The sequence below is a fragment of the Flavipsychrobacter sp. genome (assembly GCA_041392855.1).
Classification (GTDB): domain Bacteria; phylum Bacteroidota; class Bacteroidia; order Chitinophagales; family Chitinophagaceae; genus UBA5543.
Window position 1 is genome coordinate 1,401,901 of the sequence record JAWKLD010000001.1, and the last position, 21,319, is coordinate 1,423,219.

Here is a 21,319-nt window from a genome sequence, read left to right on the forward strand (position 1 = left end):
TTAGGTATGCAACACATTAGAAATTTCTGCATTATTGCGCACATCGACCACGGCAAGAGCACGCTGGCAGACAGACTGTTGGAACACACCAAAACAGTTACTGACAGAGAGATGCAAAGCCAGGTATTGGATGACATGGACTTGGAACGTGAGAAAGGTATCACCATCAAGAGCCATGCCATACAAATGGATTATGTTCACAACGATGAAACATATACACTTAATCTTATCGATACTCCAGGTCACGTAGATTTCTCTTATGAGGTATCTCGTGCACTGGCAGCCTGTGAGGGAGCATTACTATTAGTAGATGCCTCACAAGGGATACAAGCACAAACGATATCTAACCTTTACTTAGCACTGGATAATGATTTGGAGATCATCCCTGTTATCAATAAGATAGACATGGAGGGTGCGATGATAGAAGAGGTGACTGACCAAATAGTAGACCTTATAGGTTGCAAACCTGAGGAAATCATCCACGCTAGTGGTAAGTCGGGCATAGGTATTGAGGATATACTAACCGCTATTATAGAGCGTGTACCAGCACCAAAGGGCAACCCTGATGCTCCATTACAAGCCTTGATATTCGATAGTGTATTCAACCCATTCCGTGGTGTGATAGCCTACTACCGTATCATTAATGGTAGCATACACAAGAACGAAAAAATCAAATTCTACCATGCTGATGAGGAATATGGCGCTGATGAGGTAGGTATATTAAAATTGGGTCTTGCGCCTAGAGATGTTGTAAAAACAGGAGATGTAGGTTACATTATCACGGGCATCAAGAATGCTAAAGAAATAAAGGTGGGTGATACCATTACTTCTGTAGCCAATCCACACAAAGAAGCCGTAAGTGGTTTTGAAGAGGTAAAACCAATGGTTTTTGCGGGTATCTTCCCTGTAGTAACGGACGACTTTGAGGAACTACGTGACTGCATGGAGAAACTACAGCTGAACGATGCTTCTCTTACCTTCGAGCCGGAAACTTCTCAAGCACTGGGTTTTGGTTTCCGTTGTGGTTTCTTAGGCATGCTGCACATGGAGATCATCCAAGAGCGTTTAGAGCGTGAGTTCAACCAGACGGTAATCACTACTGTACCCAACGTAAGTTTTAGAGCATATACTACTCGTGAGAAGGACAAAGCGATTACTGTAAACAACCCGAGCGAGATGATAGACCCTAGTAAGCTAGACAGAGCTGAAGAGCCTTTCATTCGTGCACAGATCATTACCTTACCCGACTATATTGGTAATATCATGAGCCTTTGCTTGAACAAGCGAGGCATACTCATCAACCAGACTTACCTTACTACTACTCGTGTAGAACTGGTATTTGAGCTACCATTGGCAGAGATCGTATTCGACTTCTACGACAAGTTAAAATCTGCTACTCGTGGTTATGCATCGTTTGACTACCAACCACTAGACTATCGTGAGAGTGACATCGTGAAGATGGATATACTACTAAATGGTGAGAAAGTGGATGCCTTGAGTGCATTGATACACCGTAGTCGTACACAAGACTTTGGTCGTAAGCTATGCTCTAAACTAAAAGAGCTACTACCACGTCAACAGTTCATGATCGCGATACAAGCGGCGGTAGGTGCTAAAGTTATAGCTCGTGAAACCATCTCTGCTATGCGTAAGGATGTAACAGCTAAGTGTTATGGTGGTGACATTAGCCGTAAACGTAAGCTACTAGAAAAGCAAAAAGCCGGTAAGAAGCGTATGCGTCAGATAGGTAATGTGGAAGTACCTCAAGAAGCCTTCCTTGCAGTATTGAAGCTAGACGATTAATACAACTGAATTTATATAAGAAGCCGATTACATAATGTAGTCGGCTTTTTACTTTATGTTTGTCATACAATCATTACCCAATATGAGATACATTATAGTAGCAGTTGCTATGCTATTCTTCACAGCTTGTGGAAGCAATACGACACAAGAACCAACAAGCCATACAGATAGCACTACTGCTGACAGCATAAAGAAACAACAGGAGCAGGAAGAGGAAGAAATGTCTAAAGATATCATTGAAGGTTCTTTTGATGCGCTTAACAGGTAATAAAAAAGCCCCGACAATTAGTCGAGGCTTTTCAATATTATCATGCAACTATACCTAGTCTCTTCTTCCACCAAAAAGGCGTAGTAAGAACAAGAACAGGTTAATGAAATCTAAGTATAAAGTAAGTGCACCATAGATAGCCATTTTCTTTACATCTACAGCAGCTACGCCACCATCTTGTTCTATACCCATACCTATATACTTCAACTTTTGTACATCATAAGCAGTAAGACCGGTAAATACAGCAACACCTACAATACTAATTAAGTACTCTAATTGAGAGCTACCTAAGAAGAAGTTGATGATCATTGCTATAATTATACCGATAAGCCCCATACGTAGTATACGGCCAAAGCTTGTCAAGTCCTGATTAGTAGTATACCCCATCACTGCCATTATTCCAAACATAGCGGCAGCAGACAAGAAGCACCCTATAACCGAGCTAGCAGTATACACTAGCAGGATAAAACTTAATGAAATACCTGTAACAGTGGCATATAACAAGAATATAACCATCATAGCCATTGCTGATAGCCTGTTATACCCAAAAGACATCAATAATACAAAGCCCAATGGAGCAAACATGGTTATCATCCCCAACATAGTCATACCACCCGTCTCAGGGTTAATAAGCAAGCTTAAAAGGGTTGCATTATTAGCAAACAGGAAAGCAAACAATGAGGAAGTTGCTAATGCAGCAAACATCCACAGAAAAACATTTGCCATAAATGTTTTGGAAAGAGGGCGAGTACCAGCCTCCCCACTTAAAACAGTATAGTCACTGTATTGATTATTATCTTCCATATCAGGTTTATTCTAAAATTTTAGAACATAAAGATAAGGGTTATTGTATTAACCATTTGCTAAAGTGCATAAAAAACAAGGGTTGGTATTCTAATACATTACCGTTAAATTCCTCACAATGAGCAATAGCAATTTCTTCCTATTACGACTAACATTACCTACCCTGCTGGTACTATTATCAGCTCCGGTAATAGCGCAGCATCACGACGACCTACCTACTCCAAAAAATAGCGAAAGCTTTGCGCTGAAGGGTGTGGCAAAAGAAATGACCGAGCAATACTATAGTATAGCAATAAGTGGCTCTACTGATACACTTACAAAAAATGACACCACCTACACCTTAATAGAGGAAAACAAGATGCAGTTTGATTCTCTGGGACATCTTACCCAAGAGCGCAATCTAACTTATAACAACAGAGGGAAAGTAAACCATAGCAACCATACTGACTATCAATACACCTCTACAGGAAAAATCTATACTATTGAGCATTATATAAATGAGCATCTCGTATCTATAAAACGACTACACTACAATAACGACAACCTTCTTTCTGAACTCGTACAACAAGACAAAAAAGGGAAACTAGAATCTACCACTCTATTCTATTATAAAGATGGTCAGGTATTCAACATAAAAATAAAAGATGAGGACAATGTCATGCAAAACTTCATAAGATTAAGTTATGACAGTAAAGACCAGTTGAAAGAAAGAGAGTACAGAGGAGCAACGATGCAGCTACTCAACTCGCAGAAATATTTACGAGATACTCTAAACGACACTATTACCCGACTAAATCTTTATGACTATGCTACAGATGGTAAGGTCAGAGCGCTATTCACATATCTGTATGACCAAGATGGCAATATTATTCAACAAACTATACTAGACTCTAACAAAAAGACAACCCTATACCAAACCAACACTTATAACGAACAAAACGAGCTTACAAAAGAGACCAACTTCTCTAATGATATAAAAACAGAAAATAGTTACCAATACACCCATGACCAACAAAAGAGCTGGATAACACAAACCATATCTCAACAAGGTGTACTCATGGCGTTACGAAAAAGAGCTATAGTCTATTATACAAAAGAAGACTAAACTATTCCTTTAAGAGCAGATCTATATCAGTAACAAGACGCTCCATTTCTAAGCTTACTGTACCATTATACACACCTCTTATCTGCTTGTTTTTATCTACTAGCACAAAACGTTCTGTGTGTAAAAACTCAGTACTATCAGCATTAAACCCTATTTCATTCTCCGCAAAATAGGACTGCCTTGCCAACCTATAAATATCGCCTTTGCTACCTGTTACTAAATGCCATTGTTTACTATTTATGCCATGCATATCAGCATACTCTTTTAGTTTAGGCACACTATCTATATATGGCGTTACCGAATGGGAAATAAACTTCACAGCATCATTGCTTCTATACTTCTCAACAACAGTTTTCATATTGGCATTCATCTTAGGGCATATACCAGGGCATGTGGTAAAGAAAAAGTTGGCCACATACACTTTATGCTCAAAAGCATCGTTGGTCACCTCCTCTCCTTCCTGGTTGGTAAAGCTAAAATCTTGAACTTTATGCACCTCTGCACTATTCTGCCATGTAGGTGTAAGGTCAGCCGTATTGTAGTAAGGAACTTTCACTTCCTTACTACTACATGCCTGCAAACAAACGCTTAAGGCTATCACTCCAAGGAGTGGCACAATTTTTAATTCCCGTAAGCCCATACTTTCTTCCATTTTTTGATTCATAATTAGCTCTCAACTCTCCATTATCCCAATACATCTTTTGCATTCCTTCTTCCTGTCCGTTCACATAGTTAAACACCCTATAAAGCTGACCGTTAGGGAACCACTCCTGCACTTGCCCATGATACATATTCTCCTTATAGCCAGCTATATATTTAACAGTACCGTCCATATACCATCCTTTTTGCATTCCTTCTCTCCTACCTGCTACATAACCTCTTTGTTCTTGTAATTGCCCATTATCATACCATACTTTCACCACTCCATCTAGCTTCCCATTATTATATGGGTAAACAAAAACGGTATCACCATTATCATACAGACTGTAAATTATCCCTGTAAACTTTTCTCCACTTACATAACTAATACCGTCTTTCACTTTAATACTAATATCCTTACTATTAAACCATACTCGGCTATCAACAGACGGCTTTTGTACACATGCAGCTAGAAAAAACAATACAAGTATGGTTATAGTATTTTTCATTGTTACAATTTTATTGAGCTACAGTTCCTGCATTGCCAAAAAAGCCATCACCATTTAAGTAAGGAGCATCTGCTGATAAATGATAGTGATAAATACCATCAGGGTAGTCGGCTGTTGCATGACTATGACCGTGATACGCATCTAACGAGCTGCTTACTACAGTTTGCCCATTCTCCTCTGGACCATATACAGGGAAACCATCTAGTAAAAATCCCATCAATCCTTCTTTGCCATGATTAGCAGTTAAAAACAAAGGCTCTATATGATAGTGATACCCACCCATTTGTTGTGGGTGCCCATTATATTGGTCAAAACTATTTATCTCACCTGTTAGCGGTGCTCCACCAGCTGCATATTGATTATAAAACGGAACACCATTAAGAGACACACCCATAGGCCCCATCGGGGTAGAACGTTTAGCAGATGCCTCCGTAGGATTAAGCGGTATTCTAAACACCAAGTTTGCTTGGCTAATTCGGTTGGGATTTAAATGAAAAGCGCTATTGCTTCCATTATATGCTTCATACATGGCAGCATCCCATTGTGTTCCCTGATAGTAAGGACTTTTATGATCTGGCAGACCATTGCATGTAATTACTACATAGTCACCATCAATAGAGATATTAGTAGCACCATATATCTTTTTATAAACATCGGGCACTCCCCCACTTATAGTTGGGTTATTATCTGTTGGATCATCCACTGTACTTGTAGCATTTGTTGACGGAACTACACTATTCTCCTCTGTTTTATTGCAAGCTACTAATGCTAGTAGACTTAATGCTATTGCCATAACTGGAAACATAATTGCCTTTTTCATATCGTTAAACATTTTAAGGTTACTCTTTCTGTTTTGACGAATAGCATTATTTATTTCCTTCGGCACGAATAAAAAAAGAGAGCCTTTTTAGCTCTCTTTATATTTTCTTTAACTTATCAATGCAACGGAGGTGGTGGACCTTTATGCCCTCTGGGTGCTTGTCTTGGTGCAGCCATATGCCTTGCCATATCTTCAACAAAAACGTTGAATTTATCTTGCTGCTCCTCTGTAAGCATAGCTCTTATATCATGAAAATGCGCTAGTGTTATCATATGTTTTGCCGACTCATTGGCTTCTACCTCTTTTAGATATTCATTTCTTTTCACGGTATCTAAAACACTATCCTTAGCCAGAAGGTATAAGCTTGTTCTTGCATCATTGATACGTTGTTGAATAGAATCTAAAGATCGCCCATGTTTGCGGGCAAGGGTTCTCAGGTTTCTAAATTGGTCATCGCTCATACCCAATTCATCTGCCATGAACCTAAGCGGTGCTTCTTGCCCTTGGTGGGGAGGCATATGCACTTGCTGTGGCTGTCTTCTTTCTGTCCACAAATAGCCAAGTGTGCCTAAGTTTAGTAAAAGTAATGCTACAATGATAATAGTGTAAAAGTTCTCTTTCTTCATATTCCAATATTTACACGTTGTTCTTCTAATTCGTAATATTTAATAACAGAATTCATATCTCCCTTAGACAAGCTTTGTTCTTTAGTAGTATTCATAATCAAATAAACATTCACAGATAGCAAGAGTAATATACTTGCCGCTACCGCTACCACTGTTCTAAGAGGTATTATACGTTTTGTATTATTATCTATTCGTTGTTCAATAGCATCAAATAAAGTATCAGGTGCAGCAGCCCTTTGCACCCCATCTATACTATTGAGTATATCCTCTATTCGTTGCTCTTGTATATCCTTTTTCATACACACCTATTTAGACGAGGTTTTATAATTAATCCTTCGTCGAATCATAAAAATCTTTCAATAGTTTTCTCAAATTGCTTTTTGCACGTTGCAGAAGCGATTCTACTGCCTTTTGAGATAAGTCCATTATCTCTGCTACCTCTATTTGAGACAGCCCTTCTATTTGCTTTAATATGAATGCAGTTTTTTGATTGTCAGGCAGTTGCTTTATAGCATTAAATAGCACCGCGGCATTTTCCTTATGCTCATACACGACTCCCGGATGTTCAAACCCTGCGGGATCATGTTCTAGCTCCCCTGTATCTTTATTAAATATACTTGCTATAAACCCTCTTCTTTTTTGCCTGTTTTGATATCTTATCCTATCAATACATTTATTGACAGATATACGATATATCCATGTAGACACTGTGGATTTCCCAATAAAGCTATTAGCTGAATTATATACTTCCAGAAAAACATCTTGAGTTACCTCTTCTGCTTCACTGCTATCCTGCATATAAGAGATGCAGGTATTGTAGACCTTATCCTTAAACAGCTCATACAACTCTTTAAAGGCTAATCTATCTTTATTGGCGATTCTATATATCAGCTCTTCTGCCTGCATTATTGCCGCCAAGATATAAAATATAAGCTACCGCAATACTTTAACTATTCTCACCATCTTAAAAAATAGAGATAGAAAGGACACCAGAAAACAAACAAGAAGAGTGGCAAAAACAACACCACTCAACTCGCTCATCAAAACTGCTATTAAGCAACAGCTAGCATTTGCTCTTCGTGCCTTTTCTTGACACTATCCCCAATAGCCGTGGGGTTGCCATCGTCATCTATGCGTACAAAGGTGATATTTGTAGTACAAACAATAGTTTCTTCACCACTATATAAATTGTGTTTTCTCACATCAATATTTAGGGTGATAGAGGTATTGCCTAAATGTGCCACTTCACCATACACCCTAATATGATTCCCCACCTTTATAGGGCGTTTAAAAAACAACTCACCTACTTTCAGGGTTACCATATTGGGGGTATAGCAATACTCAGTTGCAAATGCAGCAGCAGCTTCATCGATCCAAGCCATCAGTATACCTCCAAACATATTGCCGTGTATACCTATGTCCTTACCCATACAGATCTTCTTGTTAATCAGCTTCATGACATTATTTTATTAAGCATAAAAAAAGCCCCTCAGAACTCTGAGGGGCTATCTATTTATAAATCACTTTAAAGTTTTAATTTATATGCATGACACGATACCCCTCGTTTTACAACGACGTTTATTCCAACAAGAGATATGTTTATGTGTGTTTTGCACGGCGCAAAGATATATAGTTTTGTGTTACAATTCTAAACTTTTATTTAGCATAGGAAGATATTTTTTTGCGTAGTGGTTTTTCTACGTACTTATAGCTAATTGCAGAGACTAATAGCAGAACTACGATGTACAAATAAAAAAAGCTCACCTTATCAAGATTCAAATATTCCTCATTCCACTTGCTTGTATAATAATATATCGGCACTTGCAGTATGTATATACTATAACTTATCTCTCCTAAAAACACCATAACTCTACTCCTTAAAAACCAAGGTTCCTTTATGGCTACTACTACTATCAACAATAGAAAAAGTGGTGCTAGTAAACCATTATGTATGCTTACAGAGCGTGGAAAATAAAGTAGCATGACAATACTTAGAAAAGCCATTAAAGGAGAAACCCTAACATTCTCTGTCTTAAACTTATCATATACATAAACACCCAACATCCCGAGCAAGAATTGATTGAGATGAAAAACCGGATTATAGTACACAAGACTATGTGCATGCTCTAGCGTATTAGCTGGCAGCAATAGCTTGACCATAAGATGATGTACTATTTGAGAAACAATAAAAAAGCTGATAACAAAAAAAACAAACCCTTTCTTATTCCTTTGAGCAAAATGCAAGAACAAAGGAAACATGAGATAAAACAACATCTCTACAGATAGTGACCATGCAGGTACATTTATGGATAAGGCATACTTAGGAAAGTAAGACTGAATAAAACCTGCATTCAATATAATACCTCTGAAAAAGCTAGAAATAGAATTTCCATTGTAATAGTAATGATCAATAACGAGGGTCAATACCGCTAAGATCAACCCTAAGTAATACACAGGGACTATTCTGGCAATCCTTTTAATTATAAAACTCTTGAAAAACACTTTCCTGTTTCTATAAGAGTAGAACATGACAAAACCTGAAAGAACGAAGAAATAGCTTACTGCAATATTTGCCTGTTGAAAAAAATGGATATAGTTACTAAAAGGCGGCAATTCCTTCCCATAGTGAAAAACAACAATTAATAACGCAGCAATTACTCTAGTTGCCGTTAGTGATTTTATCTGAACATTCATTCCGTACAAAAGGACTAAATTATCTTCTAATCTACAAGTTTATAAGTAGCCTAACCCGTGTTTAACCGCGGGTTAAAAACAGATTAAAAAAGATATAATATTGAATAAGAATATTAATTTTAGTTAAACCATTTTGGTCTCACAAAGTCTTATTATAAAAATACGGTTATGGGAAAAGTAAACCGTCGCGAATTTTTTGAAGAAGTTGTTGACAGTCAAGTATCCTTAGAGGCTAAAGACAACAAAGAAGACGCCGTCTTTAAAAAATATGCGAACAAAGAAATACCTAGAGGGTTAAACAAAACAACCTCTACTCTTACTCCTTATACTGGTCCTTGGACAAAAAAGGAAATCATACACTTATTACGTAGAACTACATTTGGACCGAAATACGAGGACGTACTGTATTTTGAGAAGAAGAACATGAACGATGCCGTAGATGAACTACTTAATGTTTCTACTACAGCACCAGCTCCTCCCGTAAACAACTACGAGAATACGATCAACGACCCACACGGTGTTAAGTATGAACAAACCTGGGTAAATGCTCCTTACAAAACAACAGTTGTTAACCAAGGAACTTTAAACTCTCATCGTCGCTATTCTTTCAAATCTTGGTGGATCAACAGAATGATCAATGTTGATAGATCTATTCAGGAGAAAATGGTGATGTTTTGGCATAACCATTTTGCAACGGAAGGCGTTGTTGTTACGTATGCCCAGTTCATGTATAGGCATAATGCCTTATTAAGGCAACACGCTTTAGGCAATTTTCAGACTTTGGTAAAAGAAGTAACCAAAGACACAGCAATGCTTCGTTACCTCAATGGTCATTATAATACAAAGACCGCCCCAGATGAGAACTATGCACGTGAACTTATGGAGCTCTTTACTTTGGGCAAAGACTACAAGCCTATATATTCTGAAAATGACATAAAGGCTGCAGCTAAAGTATTAACAGGCTGGAGGAATAACTACACTACCCTTACAAGCTATTTTAGCTCTAGTGCGCACGATACTACCAATAAGCAATTCTCTTCTTTCTTTGGCAACAAAGTGATATTTGGGAAAACAGGTACAGACGGTGCTAAAGAAACCGATGAGCTTATTGACATGATATTTCAAAAACAAGAAGTTGCTCGATTTATTGTGCGCAAGCTATACCGGTACTTTGTATACTATGTTATAGATAGTAACACGGAAGCTGATATAATTACACCTCTGGCTCAAGATCTCATGTTCAACAACTTTGAGATAAAGCCAATATTAACCAAACTGTTAAAGAGTGAGCATTTCTTTGATGTACTGAGCCAAGCATGTTATATCAAAACCCCGCTTGATTATGTAATGGGTACATTCAGAACCTTTGACGTAAAGTTGCCTGTAAACTTTGGCACGGAGAAGACATACAAAATACATCATTACCTAAGATACTACACCTCTTTACTAAACATGGAACCCAATGAGCCACCAAATGTGGCAGGTTGGCCAGCATTCTATCAAACACCTGAGTATTATGAAACTTGGATAAACTCCACAACACTACCAAGAAGGCTCATATTTACAGATATGATGTTAGGGTCGGGCTTCTCGTATGGAACGGGAACTGCCATAAAAGTAGACCCAATGGAGTTTGCTAAAAAATTCTATAGTCCCGGAGATCCTAACTTGCTTATAGATTACTTCTCTAGCTTATTGTTAGGTTTACCAATTTCCAGTCAAAATAAAATAGCCCTTAAGCAATCCACTTTACTATCAGGACAAACATCTGATTACTATTGGACAAATGCATGGTCTGCTTATATAGGTAACCCTAATACTGCCAATACAAATATTGTAAAATCGAGACTAAATGGCTTATTAATAGAGCTAACCCGTCTCCCTGAACATCAATTGTGTTAATCCAACAAAACTGCCAATAATGAAACGCAGAGATTTTTTAAAAATGACACAGCTGGCAGGTATGGCCTATATGATAAACGGCATGCCTATCAATACATTTGCATCCAATCCGCTATTAGACCTATTGGGTAAGCAAACCAGCGTTAACGGTCGTGTATTGATACTTATTCAGCTTAATGGTGGTAATGACGGACTAAACACAGTTATACCACTAGATAAATATAGCGAGCTTTCTAATGCGCGTAGCAACATACTTATACCGCAAAACAAGGTGCTTAGCTTGGCTAATACAACTACTACAGGCCTTCACCCTGCTATGACTGGTGTACAGGATATGTATAACAATAACTTAGTCAATATTGTTCAAGGTGTGAGCTACCCTGATCCTAACTTCTCTCACTTTCGTGCTACGGACATTTGGTTGACGGGGTCTGATTCAAAACAATACTTGAATTCAGGATGGCTTGGTCGCTACCTTGAGAAGGATTATGCTGGTTTCCCAACTGGCTACCCGAACGCTTCAATGCCAGACCCGTTAGCGATACAAGTAGGATCAAGTACATCTCCTGCGCTACAAGGCTCTAACTATAACATGGGTATGGCTATTAATAATATTGATAGCTTTTACAACATAGTTAATGGTACTGTAACACCTGCACCTAACACACCTGCAGGTCATGAGCTTACTTTTGTTAGATACATATCTCAACAAACACAAACGTACACAAATGTAATAGCAAAAGCAGCACAAAAAGCCACCAACAAATCAACCAAATATCCTGTTGGTGACCGATTTGCAGAACAATTAAAGATAGTAGCCCGCCTTATAGCAGGTGGTCTAAAAACTCCAATATACGTAGTAAACCTTGGAGGCTTTGATACTCACTCACTGCAAACAGACGCAACAGATACTACTATTGGTAATCATGCCAACTTACTAGAGTCTCTATCTGAATCTATCGCTGCTTTCTTCGATGATTGTAAGATACTTGATATTGAAGAACGCGTTGCCGCCATGACGTTCTCTGAGTTTGGCAGAAGAATAAAATCAAATGCTAGCGGAGGAACAGACCATGGTGTTGCTGCTCCTGTTATGGTGTTTAGTCACCATGTCAATCCAGGTATTATTGGTAGCAGTCCTAAGCTCCCAGGCAATGCGAGTGTTTTTGACAACCTTGAAATGCAGCATGACTTTAGAGAAGTATATGCCGCGGTATTAGCTGACTGGTTCCAAGTATCTCAACAGACAATGGACGACATTCTATTAAAGAATTTCAAAGTTCAACCAGTATTCAAGAAAGTAAACAACATCGAGCAAACTACAATTGCTGGAGCTAATGACAGCTTGCACCAAAACTATCCAAATCCGTTTAGCAGACATACCACTATTGAATTTGGATCGGAAGGAGGCCTAACAACAATACAGTTGTTTGATGTAAATGGCAGAAAAGTAAAAACCATTCTACAGAAGCAAATGGAACGTGGCAAACACCAAGTAACAATAAACAGAGACAACCTACCTGCTGGAAACTATTTCTACCGTCTTACAAACGGTAAAACTAACAGCACTAAAAAGCTTGTTATAGTAGACTAAGGCTAGAGGCAGGTGTACATATTCCCAGAAAAGGATATAGCTAATAAACTATATCCTTTTCTTTTTCTTAATGTAGCCTTCCATCCATTTTTTATAATCTATATAATCAAGTGTTTCATTAGGCACCATGCTATCTTTCTTTTCAGGAAATAATACAACATAAATATCTTTGAATAATTTTTCATACTCGTACTCAGGGGCATTAGAAAGTTTTGCGAAAAACTTAAACAGCTCATTTTCAAAAGGCTCTATGAATTTTACTTTCTTTAGAAAACGCTTAGTACTACTCACAAAGTAACGCAACACAAAAAAGTTCTTCTGTTCGAAATGCACTATCAAATTCAGCATTCTTGCTTGCACTTGCAAGTCTTGCCTTGTACTACCAAACTTTGCATTCAATATGCTATTTAGCCACTTTAGAGCATTATCAAAATCATGATTTAGAAATCTTATATGCGCCAACTGAAACCATAAGGACAACAGGTAATCTTTAGGGACTTTGTTTCTATTAGCTTCTATAAACTTTTCTGTCGACACAATGAAATCTATCGTATAGTCAGACTTACCAATATTGTCTCTATATAGCTCCAGCTCTAAATTATATGTTCTTAATATCTGTTTTAACAGGCTCTTGTTCTCCGTTTTTAATTCAAGGGTACTATACACGTTTTTTGCCTTGTTAAGCAATACAAGAACTTCCTTATCCTTTTTTTGGAAGACTAGATAACTAGCTAAATTATTAATAGTAGAAACATAAACAGAAGGATCTTCTTTTAACCTGTGTGGGTATTCTTCCAATAGTGCTATCAGGCTATACAACTGCTTTTGTGCTTTATCTTGCCTTCGCCCTACTACCTCTTTTATATAACTAATATTGCTTGCCAGCACTTTATTTTCCAAAGTATTAGGATCTTTTGGCAACGGAAGTATTTTATACTTCCCTCTTGGATATTGCGAGCCTATCATTTGCCAAGTATTCACTACAATATTTTGCCAATATGCATTAGACTCTTGCAACAAGGCAATTTTCTTCTCCTGTTCCTTGGCCAAGGTTATAAATGTTGGGAAATCGTGTGGCTGCAATGCTTGTCTAAGCTTTCTTTTCCAACCTATTATCTCTGTGGCTCCTGTTATCAATTCATACTTCTCTGCCAGCCGTTCTGCTTTTACTAACTCTACCCTACATAGCTGATATAATTCTTTATGAAATAGTATCTCTGTATTACGCAATAGCTCTTTTAGCTCTGCATCTTTCGACAACCTACTATGAAAACTCCTAAGGCTACTTAATATCTGTTCTCTTAAATAGTTTTTAGTAACATGCAGCTGTTTTATAAATGCTTTATCAGCAAACAGCTTCTTTATAGCCTTTTCATCATATAGCTCTTGTTTTTCTATAGCATCAAAGAGTAATAAATAATTAGCACTGCCTTTCTGCTTTGTAGCTTCAAGTTTAAAATACCTCTTTTCAGAACGGGTGAGCGACTTTATTAATACAAAAAGCTCTTCATTTTTAACCATTAGAAATATATAAATTTCTATATAAAAGTACTTAAAACAGTATATAAATTAAAAAATACAGATTTTAGAAACCTACGTTTTTAAGCATTTTTAGGTTTTTTATTAATACCATATCAATATGTTTGCATTATAGATAATCACTAAATAAAAAAAACAATTACTATGTCAAACGCAATCAACTGGTTCGAACTACCTGCAGTAAATTTAGAGCGTGCTATCAAATTCTATTCTGCAGTTTTGAACATCGAAATGCAAAAAATGGAAATGAATGGTGACACTTTAGCTTTCTTCCCTACAAAAGACAATGGTGTTGGAGGATGTTTACTACAATCTGAAAATGCTAAACCAAGTAAAGACGGGGCTCTTGTATATCTTAACGGAGGCGAGGACCTTAGTACGCCACTTTCAAAAATAGAGAGTGCTGGAGGAACAGTTATAATGCCTAAAACAGCAATAGGTGAAAATGGCTTTATTGCAATGTTCAATGATACCGAAGGCAACAAAGTAGCCCTTCACTCAATGAGTTAATTTTATTTAAAGGAGGGAGTTACAACCCTCCTTTATTATTTTTGAAATATGACCTTTGAATCATTTAGAACATATTGCCTTTCCAAACCTGCCACTACAGAGGATTACCCTTTTGACGGCACCTCGGCTTGGATAAAAGTAGCAGGCAAACTATTTGCCTTAGCCAATGTAATGGAAATGAAAATGGGCAAAGAAGAAATCCCTCCTTTTCATTTCATCAATCTAAAATGTGACCCAGAACGTGCGGTAGAACTTAGAGAGGAATACGAAGCCATACAACCGGGATGGCACATGAATAAAAAACATTGGAATTCTGTTTATCTCAACCATGGACTAAGAGATAGCTTCATAAAAGAACTCATAGATCATTCTTACAATATTGTTGTAGCGAGCTTACCTAAAAAAACTCGAGAAGAGTTGCAAAAGAATTTAAAATGAACAAAGCTGAATCTTTATTCATGAGCCTTGTGAATAAACACTCTATGGCTGACCCTGATGTACATTTGGGCAAAATGATGAGTGCTCCTGGACTTAAGTACAAGGATAAGGTCTTTGCTTTCTACACTAAAGAAGATGCTATGGGGTTTCGACTGGGAGAAAACTTTGACCCAAAAAAAGTAAGACTAAACAAATATAGACCTCTAAGTCCTTTTAAAAAGAAACCGCCGCTAAAGGGATGGTATATTGTAGATAAAGAAGAAAGTAATACTTGGGAATATTTAACAGAACTATCGTTAACTTTCACTAAAACATTGAAGTAATATGTCAACAATAAGCAATACCACTTTTAAGTTCTTGAAAGACCTAAAGAACAACAATAACAGAGAATGGTTTAACGACAATAAAAAACGCTACGAAGATGCTAAGGGAGAGTTTGAAGAATTTATAAGTGAGCTGATAAAAAAGATTGCCAAATTTGACGCTCCTATAGGTGAGCTAACACCTAAGAAAACCATCTTCCGTATATATAGAGATGTGCGCTTTTCTGCAAATAAAGACCCTTATAAAATTAACATGGGGGCTCATTTATCCAGTAGCCCAAGTAAAATACACGATCGTGCAGGCTACTACATACAAATACAACCCGGCAACAGTTTCTTAGCTGGAGGCGCCTACCTCCCCCCTAGCCCTTGGATCGGGAACATACGCCAGGAGATAGACTACAACACTAAAGAGTTTAAAAAGATCATCAATAGCGCTAGTTTCAAAAAATATTTTGGAGAGATAAGAGGAGAGCAATTAAAAACAGCCCCTAAAGGCTACCCAAAAGATCATCCTGAAATAGACTTGCTACGCTATAAGAGCTATCTTGCATCAAATGAATGCCCTGACAAGCTAGTGACGTCTCCGGATTTCTTAAACCATTCGGCAACGGTATTTAAAGCAATGAAACCTTTTGATGATTTCTTGAACCGTGCCGCAGAATAAAATAATCCAATATCCATTATACAACAAAGGCTACTCAATGAGTAGCCTTTGTCTATTTCAGTTCTTATAATTCTTATAAGTGTATTGCTTCACCAAGTGCTACCTCAATAGCATCTTTTACTGCTTCACTCATTGTTGGGTGAGGGAAGATAGTATCGATCTGCTCATGATAAGTAGTCTCTAACTTACGGCTAGAAACAGTTTGCGCAATGATCTCAGTTACATTAGCACCTATCATATGCGTACCTAGCCACTCACCATATTTAGCATCAAAGATCACTTTTACAAAACCTTCAGGTGCACCTGCAGCACTTGCTTTACCCGATGCAGAGAATGGGAACTTACCTACTTTTATTTCAAGACCTGCATCTTTAGCTTGCTTCTCTGTCATACCTACAGAAGCAATTTCTGGAGAACAATAAGTACAACCCGGTACGTTGTTATAATCTAATACTTCAGGAACATGGTTGAATTTACCTTCCTTGTTCGCAATAGCCTCGATACAGATAACTGCCTCTTTCATAGCCACGTGAGCCAATGCCTGACCAGGAACGATATCACCAATAGCATAAACACCATCTACATTTGTTTTGTAGTAGTCATCCACCATTACTTTACCTTTCTCAGTTTTAACGCCTGCTTCTTCTAAACCAATATTCTCAATATTCGCTGCAACACCTACCGCACTAAGTACAACATCAGCTTCCAATATCTCTTCACCTTTAGCTGTCTTAACTGTTGCTTTCACTGTTTTACCGCTAATATCTACTTTCTCTACAGAAGAGTTGGTCATAATATTAATACCCTTCTTCTTGTATTGTTTAGCCAATTCTCTAGAGATATCCTCATCTTCTACCGGCACTATCTTAGGCATAAACTCTACGATAGTAACATCAGTACCTACACTATTGTAGTAATAAGCAAACTCAACACCTATAGCTCCTGAACCAACAACGATCATTGATTTAGGTTGAGTAGGCAATGTCATAGCCTCACGATAACCAATTACTTTCTTACCATCTATCGGTAAGTTTGGTAATTGACGTGCGCGACCACCTGTAGCCAAAACAATATGCTTAGCAGCATATGCTGTAGCCTTACCGTCAGTACCCGTTACTACAACTTCCTTTTTACCATTTATTTTACCAAAACCGTTGATAACATCGATCTTGTTCTTCTTCATAAGGAACTGGATACCCTTACTCATTTTATCTGCAACACCACGACTACGTTGAATCATTGCTGCAAAATCAGCTTTTGCATCGCCTACAGTAATACCATAGTCTTGCGCATGGCTGATATATTCTAAAACTTGAGCAGACTTCAATAATGCTTTAGTTGGAATACAACCCCAGTTAAGGCATATACCACCTAAATTTTCGCGCTCTACAATAGCTGTTTTATAACCTAGTTGAGACGCACGGATAGCCGCTACATATCCTCCGGGGCCACTACCAATTACGATAACATCATATGCCATAGTAAGTATAAATTTTGTTGTTAGATTAACTGTTGAAATACAGCTTGCAAATGTAGCCAATTTATCGAATAGATTATAATATAGCCTCCTTAGATAATAGACAAATAAAAGCCCCCGCATATGCAGGGGCTTTTATTAAAACATATTAGATATCTTCTACTCTTACTTATTAGTAATTTTATTATACTGTCTTGCACCTACAGCATATATCAATACATGCACTAATGCAAATATGATAGAGAAGTAAAATAACGGATCCATCTCACCAATGCTTCTATAGTGAAGGAAAGCTACTACCACTAAGCCTGCAACCATACCCATACCTGTATAAGCTACTGTTTTAAAGCTTCTTCTAGAGAATCCCTCCTTATTAAGACGGCTATGTCTCATACCATAGAATAAGTATAGATCGAAACCTATCATCATCCAAGCTATTAAACGTATCCAAGTATCTAATGGTAAAAATACCATCATGAATAAACAAGTAAATACACCTAGTATTGGCACTAATGGCACTAATGGAGTTTTAAATGCCCTAGGAGCATCTGGTTGATTCTTACGCATAATAATAACACCTATACATACTAGTATGAATGCGAAAAGAGTACCAATACTTGTCATCTCACCAACAACTGTAGCTGGCACAAATGCTGCGAACACACTCACCAATAGCATGAACATAAAGTTATTCCTAGCAGGCGTACGGTATTTATCATGCACTTCAGAGAACACTTTAGGTACTAGCCCGTCTCTACTCATAGAGAAGAATACGCGAGACTGCCCCATTAACATAACCATGATCACGGATGCATAACCACCCAATATTGCAAGAATAATAGCCTTATTCAACCATGGGAAATCAGGAACTACATTTCCATCAGCACCAATAGACCCCATATTATCAATAGCAACAGCTACAGGAGCAATACCATCCTGACCTTTAAAGAGTTGATAATTAGCAACCCCTGTCATAACATGAGCAAAAAGAATATAAAGTACCGTACAAATGGCAAGAGATACCAAGATACCTATTGGCATATCCTTTTTAGGATTCTTAGCCTCCTGTGCTGCTGTAGATACAGCATCGAAGCCTATATATGCGAAGAATACAATAGCTGCAGAACGAATAATACCACTAAAACCAAACGAGCCAAACTCACCAGTATTCTCAGGAATATAAGGAGTAAGGTTGCTAGGATTGATGTATTGCCAACCTAAAGCAATGAAAATAAGCACGATAGATACCTTGATCAATACAATAATACCATTGATAAAGGCTGACTCTTTTGTACCTCGCATGAGTATAAAAGACATCAACATTACAATAAAGACGGCTGGCAGGTTTATTATTCCGCCCTCATAGGGGGAGGAAGTAAAGGATTGCCCTAAGTCAATATTGAAATAACTAAGATATTTTACCAAGTAACGAGACCAACTAATAGAAACGGTTGCTGCTCCCACTGCATATTCCAAAACCAGATCCCAACCGATGATCCATGCTATAAACTCTCCCATCGTAGCAAAAGAGTAGGTGTAAGCACTACCCGCAATTGGTATCATGGAAGAGAACTCTGCATAACACAAGCCGGCAAATGCGCAACCTACAGCTGCTATGACAAATGATATGGTAATACTTGGTCCTGCATGGTTAGCCGCAGCCAAACCGGTGATAGAAAATAAACCTGCACCAATGATAGCTCCTATACCTAAGGCAACTAACGAACGTGCAGTTAATGTCTTTTTTAAACCTTTTTCAGAATCCGCTGCTTCCTGAAGTAGCAGATCAAGTGGTTTCACTTTAAATAAACCCATAGTGTATATGTCGGAAAATGTATTTTCAAACCTAATTATAAAATATGGTTTGTACAAGTAGAGAAGCGCACTTGTGCACAAATGTTGAAAATGCCTATGTTGAAAATCTATTTTTTTAAAGTAGGTTTGGAAAATGTTTAGGTCTGTACTTATATCATTAGTGACTGTAACCGCTTTATGTTGTTTAGCCACAAGCGCTTACGCCCAACCTGTTTTACCGGACATCATTGGCGCATCTGATAAGGGTATCAATATACTTAGCTGGACATGCCAATACGATGGTATAAAATCCATTGCAGTACAACGCTCTTCTGACAGCGTGTATAGCTATGCTACAATAGGCTATGTCAAAAACAAGAAAAAAGGACCTCAAGCCTATATAGATGGGCATCCTGAAATTGGGACCAACTGGTATAGGCTATATATCGTTTTTGCTTCAGACCTTACATGGTATAGTAATCGTATCAAAATTGAGATTGACAGTGCTACCCTATTGAGCAAAAGTGTTATACCCCCAAACGACTCCTTGCAGCAATATGCGACAAACATCAAAATGGAAACAAGCACTATCAGCAACCCCGATGAAAATGCTCCGGAAAATGAAAGAGAACAATTGATCGCTAATTTATCAATAGAGATACCTGAACCTGACGAGATCAACCAATTTACCTATATCAAGTCTCAATACGTTTTTACTAACCCTTTTACAGGTCATGTAAATATAGAGCTACCTCAAGAAGAAGGTGTTTTGCTTTATTCATTGAAGTTTTTCAATATCGATGATGTAGAAGTACTTGATATTCCACGATTTTCGGAGAAGCAAGTAATAATAGATAAAAGAAACTTTAGGAATAAAGGAGTCTATAAATTTATACTAATAAAAAATAGAGAGGTAATAGAAGAAGGGCACATTACTATTTACTAGCAATGTGAAGTAACTCTTTATTGATCAGTTTAGCATCAAACAATTGGCTAAACTCCTTTAACAGCAACTGCTTCACTTCTTCAAAGTCTACTTTTTTACCTAGCTCCTGCTCTATAGAAGTCACCTTTTTATCCTTAATACCGCAAGGCACAATATTGTCAAAATAACGCATATCAGTATTCACATTAAGTGCAAAGCCATGCATGGTTATCCATCTGCTACTACGCACTCCCATGGCACATATCTTACGAGCCTTTGAAACATCCTCTTCATCTATCCACACCCCTGTAGCTCCTTCAAGCCTTCCTCCTTTTATACCATAGTGGGCTATGGTACGAATGATAACTTCTTCTAAGCTCCTCATATATTTCCCTAGATCCGTAAAGTATTTCTCCAGATCAAGTATCGGATAACCTACAATTTGCCCTGGGCCATGATATGTAATATCCCCTCCTCTATTTGTTTTATAAAACGTCGCATCCAACTCCTTCATCCTTGCATCATTGACCAAGAGGTTCTCTTTATCTCCACTTTTACCTAATGTATAGACATGCGGGTGCTCACAAAAAAGGAAATAATGCTTTGTATCCTCAGCCGAATCCTCCTCTTCTTTTTTAAACCTCTTTGCCTTTACCTCAAGCCCTGCTTTCATTAGCGTTTCCTGAAAGTCCCAAGCGGCTCCGTATTCAATACCCCCTAAATCTTGAAAATAGATATCCTGCATACAAAATGATAATAGGCAAAAATAAGCAACCAAAATTTAGCAGCTAAATATCACCATAATTATCCCCTATATATGGCTGGTGATTAGCGTTTTTTTAACAGCAAATGGGTTACATTTGTTTTACAGTTAAACAATTG

General features: G+C 37.7%; 23 protein-coding genes. 10 read left to right on the top strand and 13 right to left on the bottom strand.

The annotated features are described in order from the left end of the window. Positions 1 to 6: 6 nt before the first annotated feature. The gene (lepA, locus tag R2800_06600) at positions 7 to 1,803 is read left to right on the top strand and encodes a translation elongation factor 4 (protein MEZ5016702.1); all 1,797 of its coding nucleotides are present in this window, start codon (positions 7 to 9) and stop codon (positions 1,801 to 1,803) included. Positions 1,804 to 1,885: 82 nt separating this feature from the next. Further along, complete coding sequence (locus R2800_06605; GenBank protein ID MEZ5016703.1) at positions 1,886 to 2,071, top strand: hypothetical protein; 186 nt, start codon at positions 1,886 to 1,888, stop codon at positions 2,069 to 2,071. A gap of 54 nt (positions 2,072 to 2,125) precedes the next feature. Here R2800_06605 and R2800_06610 read toward each other — a convergent pair whose 3' ends face one another. Further along, a complete protein-coding gene (locus R2800_06610; protein MEZ5016704.1) occupies positions 2,126 to 2,875 on the bottom strand; it encodes a Bax inhibitor-1/YccA family protein in 750 nt (249 codons plus the stop codon). A 118-nt stretch (positions 2,876 to 2,993) separates the two neighbouring features. On the opposite strand from R2800_06610, the gene R2800_06615 reads away from it, so the two are divergent. Beyond that, positions 2,994 to 3,980: a hypothetical protein gene (locus tag R2800_06615; protein MEZ5016705.1), complete on the top strand. Its 987-nt coding sequence runs from the start codon at positions 2,994 to 2,996 to the stop codon at positions 3,978 to 3,980. A gap of 1 nt (position 3,981) precedes the next feature. Here the strand turns inward: R2800_06615 and R2800_06620 are convergent, their stop codons facing one another. The 8 genes from R2800_06620 to R2800_06655 form a co-directional block, all read right to left on the bottom strand. After that, on the bottom strand, positions 3,982 to 4,620 hold the full coding sequence (locus R2800_06620; protein ID MEZ5016706.1) for an SCO family protein: 639 nt from the start codon (positions 4,618 to 4,620) through the stop codon (positions 3,982 to 3,984). After that, a complete protein-coding gene (locus tag R2800_06625; protein MEZ5016707.1) occupies positions 4,547 to 5,128 on the bottom strand; it encodes a toxin-antitoxin system YwqK family antitoxin in 582 nt (193 codons plus the stop codon). The genes R2800_06620 and R2800_06625 overlap by 74 nt, the downstream gene beginning before the upstream one ends. Before the next feature lie 10 nt (positions 5,129 to 5,138). Beyond that, positions 5,139 to 5,948 carry a YHYH protein gene (locus tag R2800_06630; protein MEZ5016708.1) on the bottom strand — a complete coding sequence of 270 codons (810 nt, stop codon included), beginning with the start codon at positions 5,946 to 5,948 and terminating at the stop codon, positions 5,139 to 5,141. A gap of 116 nt (positions 5,949 to 6,064) precedes the next feature. Then, complete coding sequence (locus R2800_06635) at positions 6,065 to 6,574, bottom strand: periplasmic heavy metal sensor (GenBank protein ID MEZ5016709.1); 510 nt, start codon at positions 6,572 to 6,574, stop codon at positions 6,065 to 6,067. Next, positions 6,571 to 6,873 (bottom strand): hypothetical protein, encoded by a 303-nt coding sequence (locus R2800_06640; GenBank protein MEZ5016710.1) that lies wholly within the window; start codon positions 6,871 to 6,873, stop codon positions 6,571 to 6,573. The genes R2800_06635 and R2800_06640 overlap by 4 nt, the downstream gene beginning before the upstream one ends. A gap of 28 nt (positions 6,874 to 6,901) precedes the next feature. Next, positions 6,902 to 7,492 carry an RNA polymerase sigma factor gene (locus R2800_06645; protein MEZ5016711.1) on the bottom strand — a complete coding sequence of 197 codons (591 nt, stop codon included), beginning with the start codon at positions 7,490 to 7,492 and terminating at the stop codon, positions 6,902 to 6,904. Between the two features lie 134 nt (positions 7,493 to 7,626). After that, entirely contained in the window at positions 7,627 to 8,031 is a 405-nt protein-coding gene (locus R2800_06650) for a hotdog domain-containing protein (GenBank protein ID MEZ5016712.1), read from the bottom strand. A 199-nt stretch (positions 8,032 to 8,230) separates the two neighbouring features. Continuing rightward, on the bottom strand, positions 8,231 to 9,268 hold the full coding sequence (locus R2800_06655; GenBank protein MEZ5016713.1) for an acyltransferase: 1,038 nt from the start codon (positions 9,266 to 9,268) through the stop codon (positions 8,231 to 8,233). A gap of 168 nt (positions 9,269 to 9,436) precedes the next feature. On the opposite strand from R2800_06655, the gene R2800_06660 reads away from it, so the two are divergent. Beyond that, the gene (locus tag R2800_06660) at positions 9,437 to 11,170 is read left to right on the top strand and encodes a DUF1800 domain-containing protein (protein ID MEZ5016714.1); all 1,734 of its coding nucleotides are present in this window, start codon (positions 9,437 to 9,439) and stop codon (positions 11,168 to 11,170) included. 19 nt (positions 11,171 to 11,189) lie between these two features. Further along, complete coding sequence (locus tag R2800_06665; protein MEZ5016715.1) at positions 11,190 to 12,764, top strand: DUF1501 domain-containing protein; 1,575 nt, start codon at positions 11,190 to 11,192, stop codon at positions 12,762 to 12,764. 48 nt (positions 12,765 to 12,812) lie between these two features. On the opposite strand, the gene R2800_06670 is transcribed toward R2800_06665, so the two are convergent. Continuing rightward, the gene (locus R2800_06670; GenBank protein ID MEZ5016716.1) at positions 12,813 to 14,285 is read right to left on the bottom strand and encodes a hypothetical protein; all 1,473 of its coding nucleotides are present in this window, start codon (positions 14,283 to 14,285) and stop codon (positions 12,813 to 12,815) included. A gap of 162 nt (positions 14,286 to 14,447) precedes the next feature. Between R2800_06670 and R2800_06675 the strand changes: the two genes are divergently transcribed. Genes R2800_06675 through R2800_06690 form a run of 4 tightly spaced genes read left to right on the top strand, consistent with a single transcriptional unit; the run spans position 14,448 to position 16,241 of the window. Further along, positions 14,448 to 14,813 carry a VOC family protein gene (locus tag R2800_06675; protein ID MEZ5016717.1) on the top strand — a complete coding sequence of 122 codons (366 nt, stop codon included), beginning with the start codon at positions 14,448 to 14,450 and terminating at the stop codon, positions 14,811 to 14,813. Positions 14,814 to 14,861: 48 nt separating this feature from the next. Beyond that, positions 14,862 to 15,251 (top strand): MmcQ/YjbR family DNA-binding protein, encoded by a 390-nt coding sequence (locus R2800_06680; protein ID MEZ5016718.1) that lies wholly within the window; start codon positions 14,862 to 14,864, stop codon positions 15,249 to 15,251. Continuing rightward, a complete protein-coding gene (locus R2800_06685) occupies positions 15,248 to 15,574 on the top strand; it encodes a hypothetical protein (protein ID MEZ5016719.1) in 327 nt (108 codons plus the stop codon). The genes R2800_06680 and R2800_06685 overlap by 4 nt, the downstream gene beginning before the upstream one ends. 1 nt (position 15,575) lies before the next feature. Then, complete coding sequence (locus tag R2800_06690) at positions 15,576 to 16,241, top strand: DUF2461 domain-containing protein (protein MEZ5016720.1); 666 nt, start codon at positions 15,576 to 15,578, stop codon at positions 16,239 to 16,241. A gap of 73 nt (positions 16,242 to 16,314) precedes the next feature. Here the strand turns inward: R2800_06690 and lpdA are convergent, their stop codons facing one another. Together lpdA and R2800_06700 are read right to left on the bottom strand one after the other, a co-directional pair. Next, entirely contained in the window at positions 16,315 to 17,721 is a 1,407-nt protein-coding gene (gene lpdA / locus R2800_06695; GenBank protein ID MEZ5016721.1) for a dihydrolipoyl dehydrogenase, read from the bottom strand. 162 nt (positions 17,722 to 17,883) lie between these two features. After that, entirely contained in the window at positions 17,884 to 19,533 is a 1,650-nt protein-coding gene (locus R2800_06700; protein ID MEZ5016722.1) for an amino acid permease, read from the bottom strand. A 133-nt stretch (positions 19,534 to 19,666) separates the two neighbouring features. Between R2800_06700 and R2800_06705 the strand changes: the two genes are divergently transcribed. Further along, positions 19,667 to 20,458 (top strand): hypothetical protein, encoded by a 792-nt coding sequence (locus R2800_06705; protein ID MEZ5016723.1) that lies wholly within the window; start codon positions 19,667 to 19,669, stop codon positions 20,456 to 20,458. Here the strand turns inward: R2800_06705 and lipB are convergent. Next, entirely contained in the window at positions 20,448 to 21,182 is a 735-nt protein-coding gene (gene lipB, locus R2800_06710) for a lipoyl(octanoyl) transferase LipB (protein MEZ5016724.1), read from the bottom strand. The genes R2800_06705 and lipB overlap by 11 nt on opposite strands. Positions 21,183 to 21,319: the final 137 nt, after the last annotated feature.

Bases quoted from the DNA above. Each gene is read 5' to 3' on its own strand.
- R2800_06630 (MEZ5016708.1), bottom strand. From the start codon at position 5,948: ATGAAAAAGGCAATTATGTTTCCAGTTATGGCAATAGCATTAAGTCTA.
- R2800_06650 (MEZ5016712.1), bottom strand. From the start codon at position 8,031: ATGAAGCTGATTAACAAGAAGATCTGTATGGGTAAGGACATAGGTATA.
- lpdA (MEZ5016721.1), bottom strand. From the start codon at position 17,721: ATGGCATATGATGTTATCGTAATTGGTAGTGGCCCCGGAGGATATGTA.
- R2800_06665 (MEZ5016715.1), top strand. From the start codon at position 11,190: ATGAAACGCAGAGATTTTTTAAAAATGACACAGCTGGCAGGTATGGCC.
- lipB (MEZ5016724.1), bottom strand. From the start codon at position 21,182: ATGCAGGATATCTATTTTCAAGATTTAGGGGGTATTGAATACGGAGCC.
- R2800_06660 (MEZ5016714.1), top strand. From the start codon at position 9,437: ATGGGAAAAGTAAACCGTCGCGAATTTTTTGAAGAAGTTGTTGACAGT.
- R2800_06675 (MEZ5016717.1), top strand. From the start codon at position 14,448: ATGTCAAACGCAATCAACTGGTTCGAACTACCTGCAGTAAATTTAGAG.
- R2800_06690 (MEZ5016720.1), top strand. From the start codon at position 15,576: ATGTCAACAATAAGCAATACCACTTTTAAGTTCTTGAAAGACCTAAAG.
- R2800_06700 (MEZ5016722.1), bottom strand. From the start codon at position 19,533: ATGGGTTTATTTAAAGTGAAACCACTTGATCTGCTACTTCAGGAAGCA.
- R2800_06655 (MEZ5016713.1), bottom strand. From the start codon at position 9,268: ATGAATGTTCAGATAAAATCACTAACGGCAACTAGAGTAATTGCTGCG.
- R2800_06680 (MEZ5016718.1), top strand. From the start codon at position 14,862: ATGACCTTTGAATCATTTAGAACATATTGCCTTTCCAAACCTGCCACT.
- R2800_06670 (MEZ5016716.1), bottom strand. From the start codon at position 14,285: ATGGTTAAAAATGAAGAGCTTTTTGTATTAATAAAGTCGCTCACCCGT.
- R2800_06615 (MEZ5016705.1), top strand. From the start codon at position 2,994: ATGAGCAATAGCAATTTCTTCCTATTACGACTAACATTACCTACCCTG.
- R2800_06705 (MEZ5016723.1), top strand. From the start codon at position 19,667: ATGTTTAGGTCTGTACTTATATCATTAGTGACTGTAACCGCTTTATGT.
- R2800_06640 (MEZ5016710.1), bottom strand. From the start codon at position 6,873: ATGAAAAAGGATATACAAGAGCAACGAATAGAGGATATACTCAATAGT.
- R2800_06605 (MEZ5016703.1), top strand. From the start codon at position 1,886: ATGAGATACATTATAGTAGCAGTTGCTATGCTATTCTTCACAGCTTGT.
- lepA (MEZ5016702.1), top strand. From the start codon at position 7: ATGCAACACATTAGAAATTTCTGCATTATTGCGCACATCGACCACGGC.
- R2800_06610 (MEZ5016704.1), bottom strand. From the start codon at position 2,875: ATGGAAGATAATAATCAATACAGTGACTATACTGTTTTAAGTGGGGAG.
- R2800_06625 (MEZ5016707.1), bottom strand. From the start codon at position 5,128: ATGAAAAATACTATAACCATACTTGTATTGTTTTTTCTAGCTGCATGT.
- R2800_06635 (MEZ5016709.1), bottom strand. From the start codon at position 6,574: ATGAAGAAAGAGAACTTTTACACTATTATCATTGTAGCATTACTTTTA.
- R2800_06620 (MEZ5016706.1), bottom strand. From the start codon at position 4,620: ATGGGCTTACGGGAATTAAAAATTGTGCCACTCCTTGGAGTGATAGCC.
- R2800_06685 (MEZ5016719.1), top strand. From the start codon at position 15,248: ATGAACAAAGCTGAATCTTTATTCATGAGCCTTGTGAATAAACACTCT.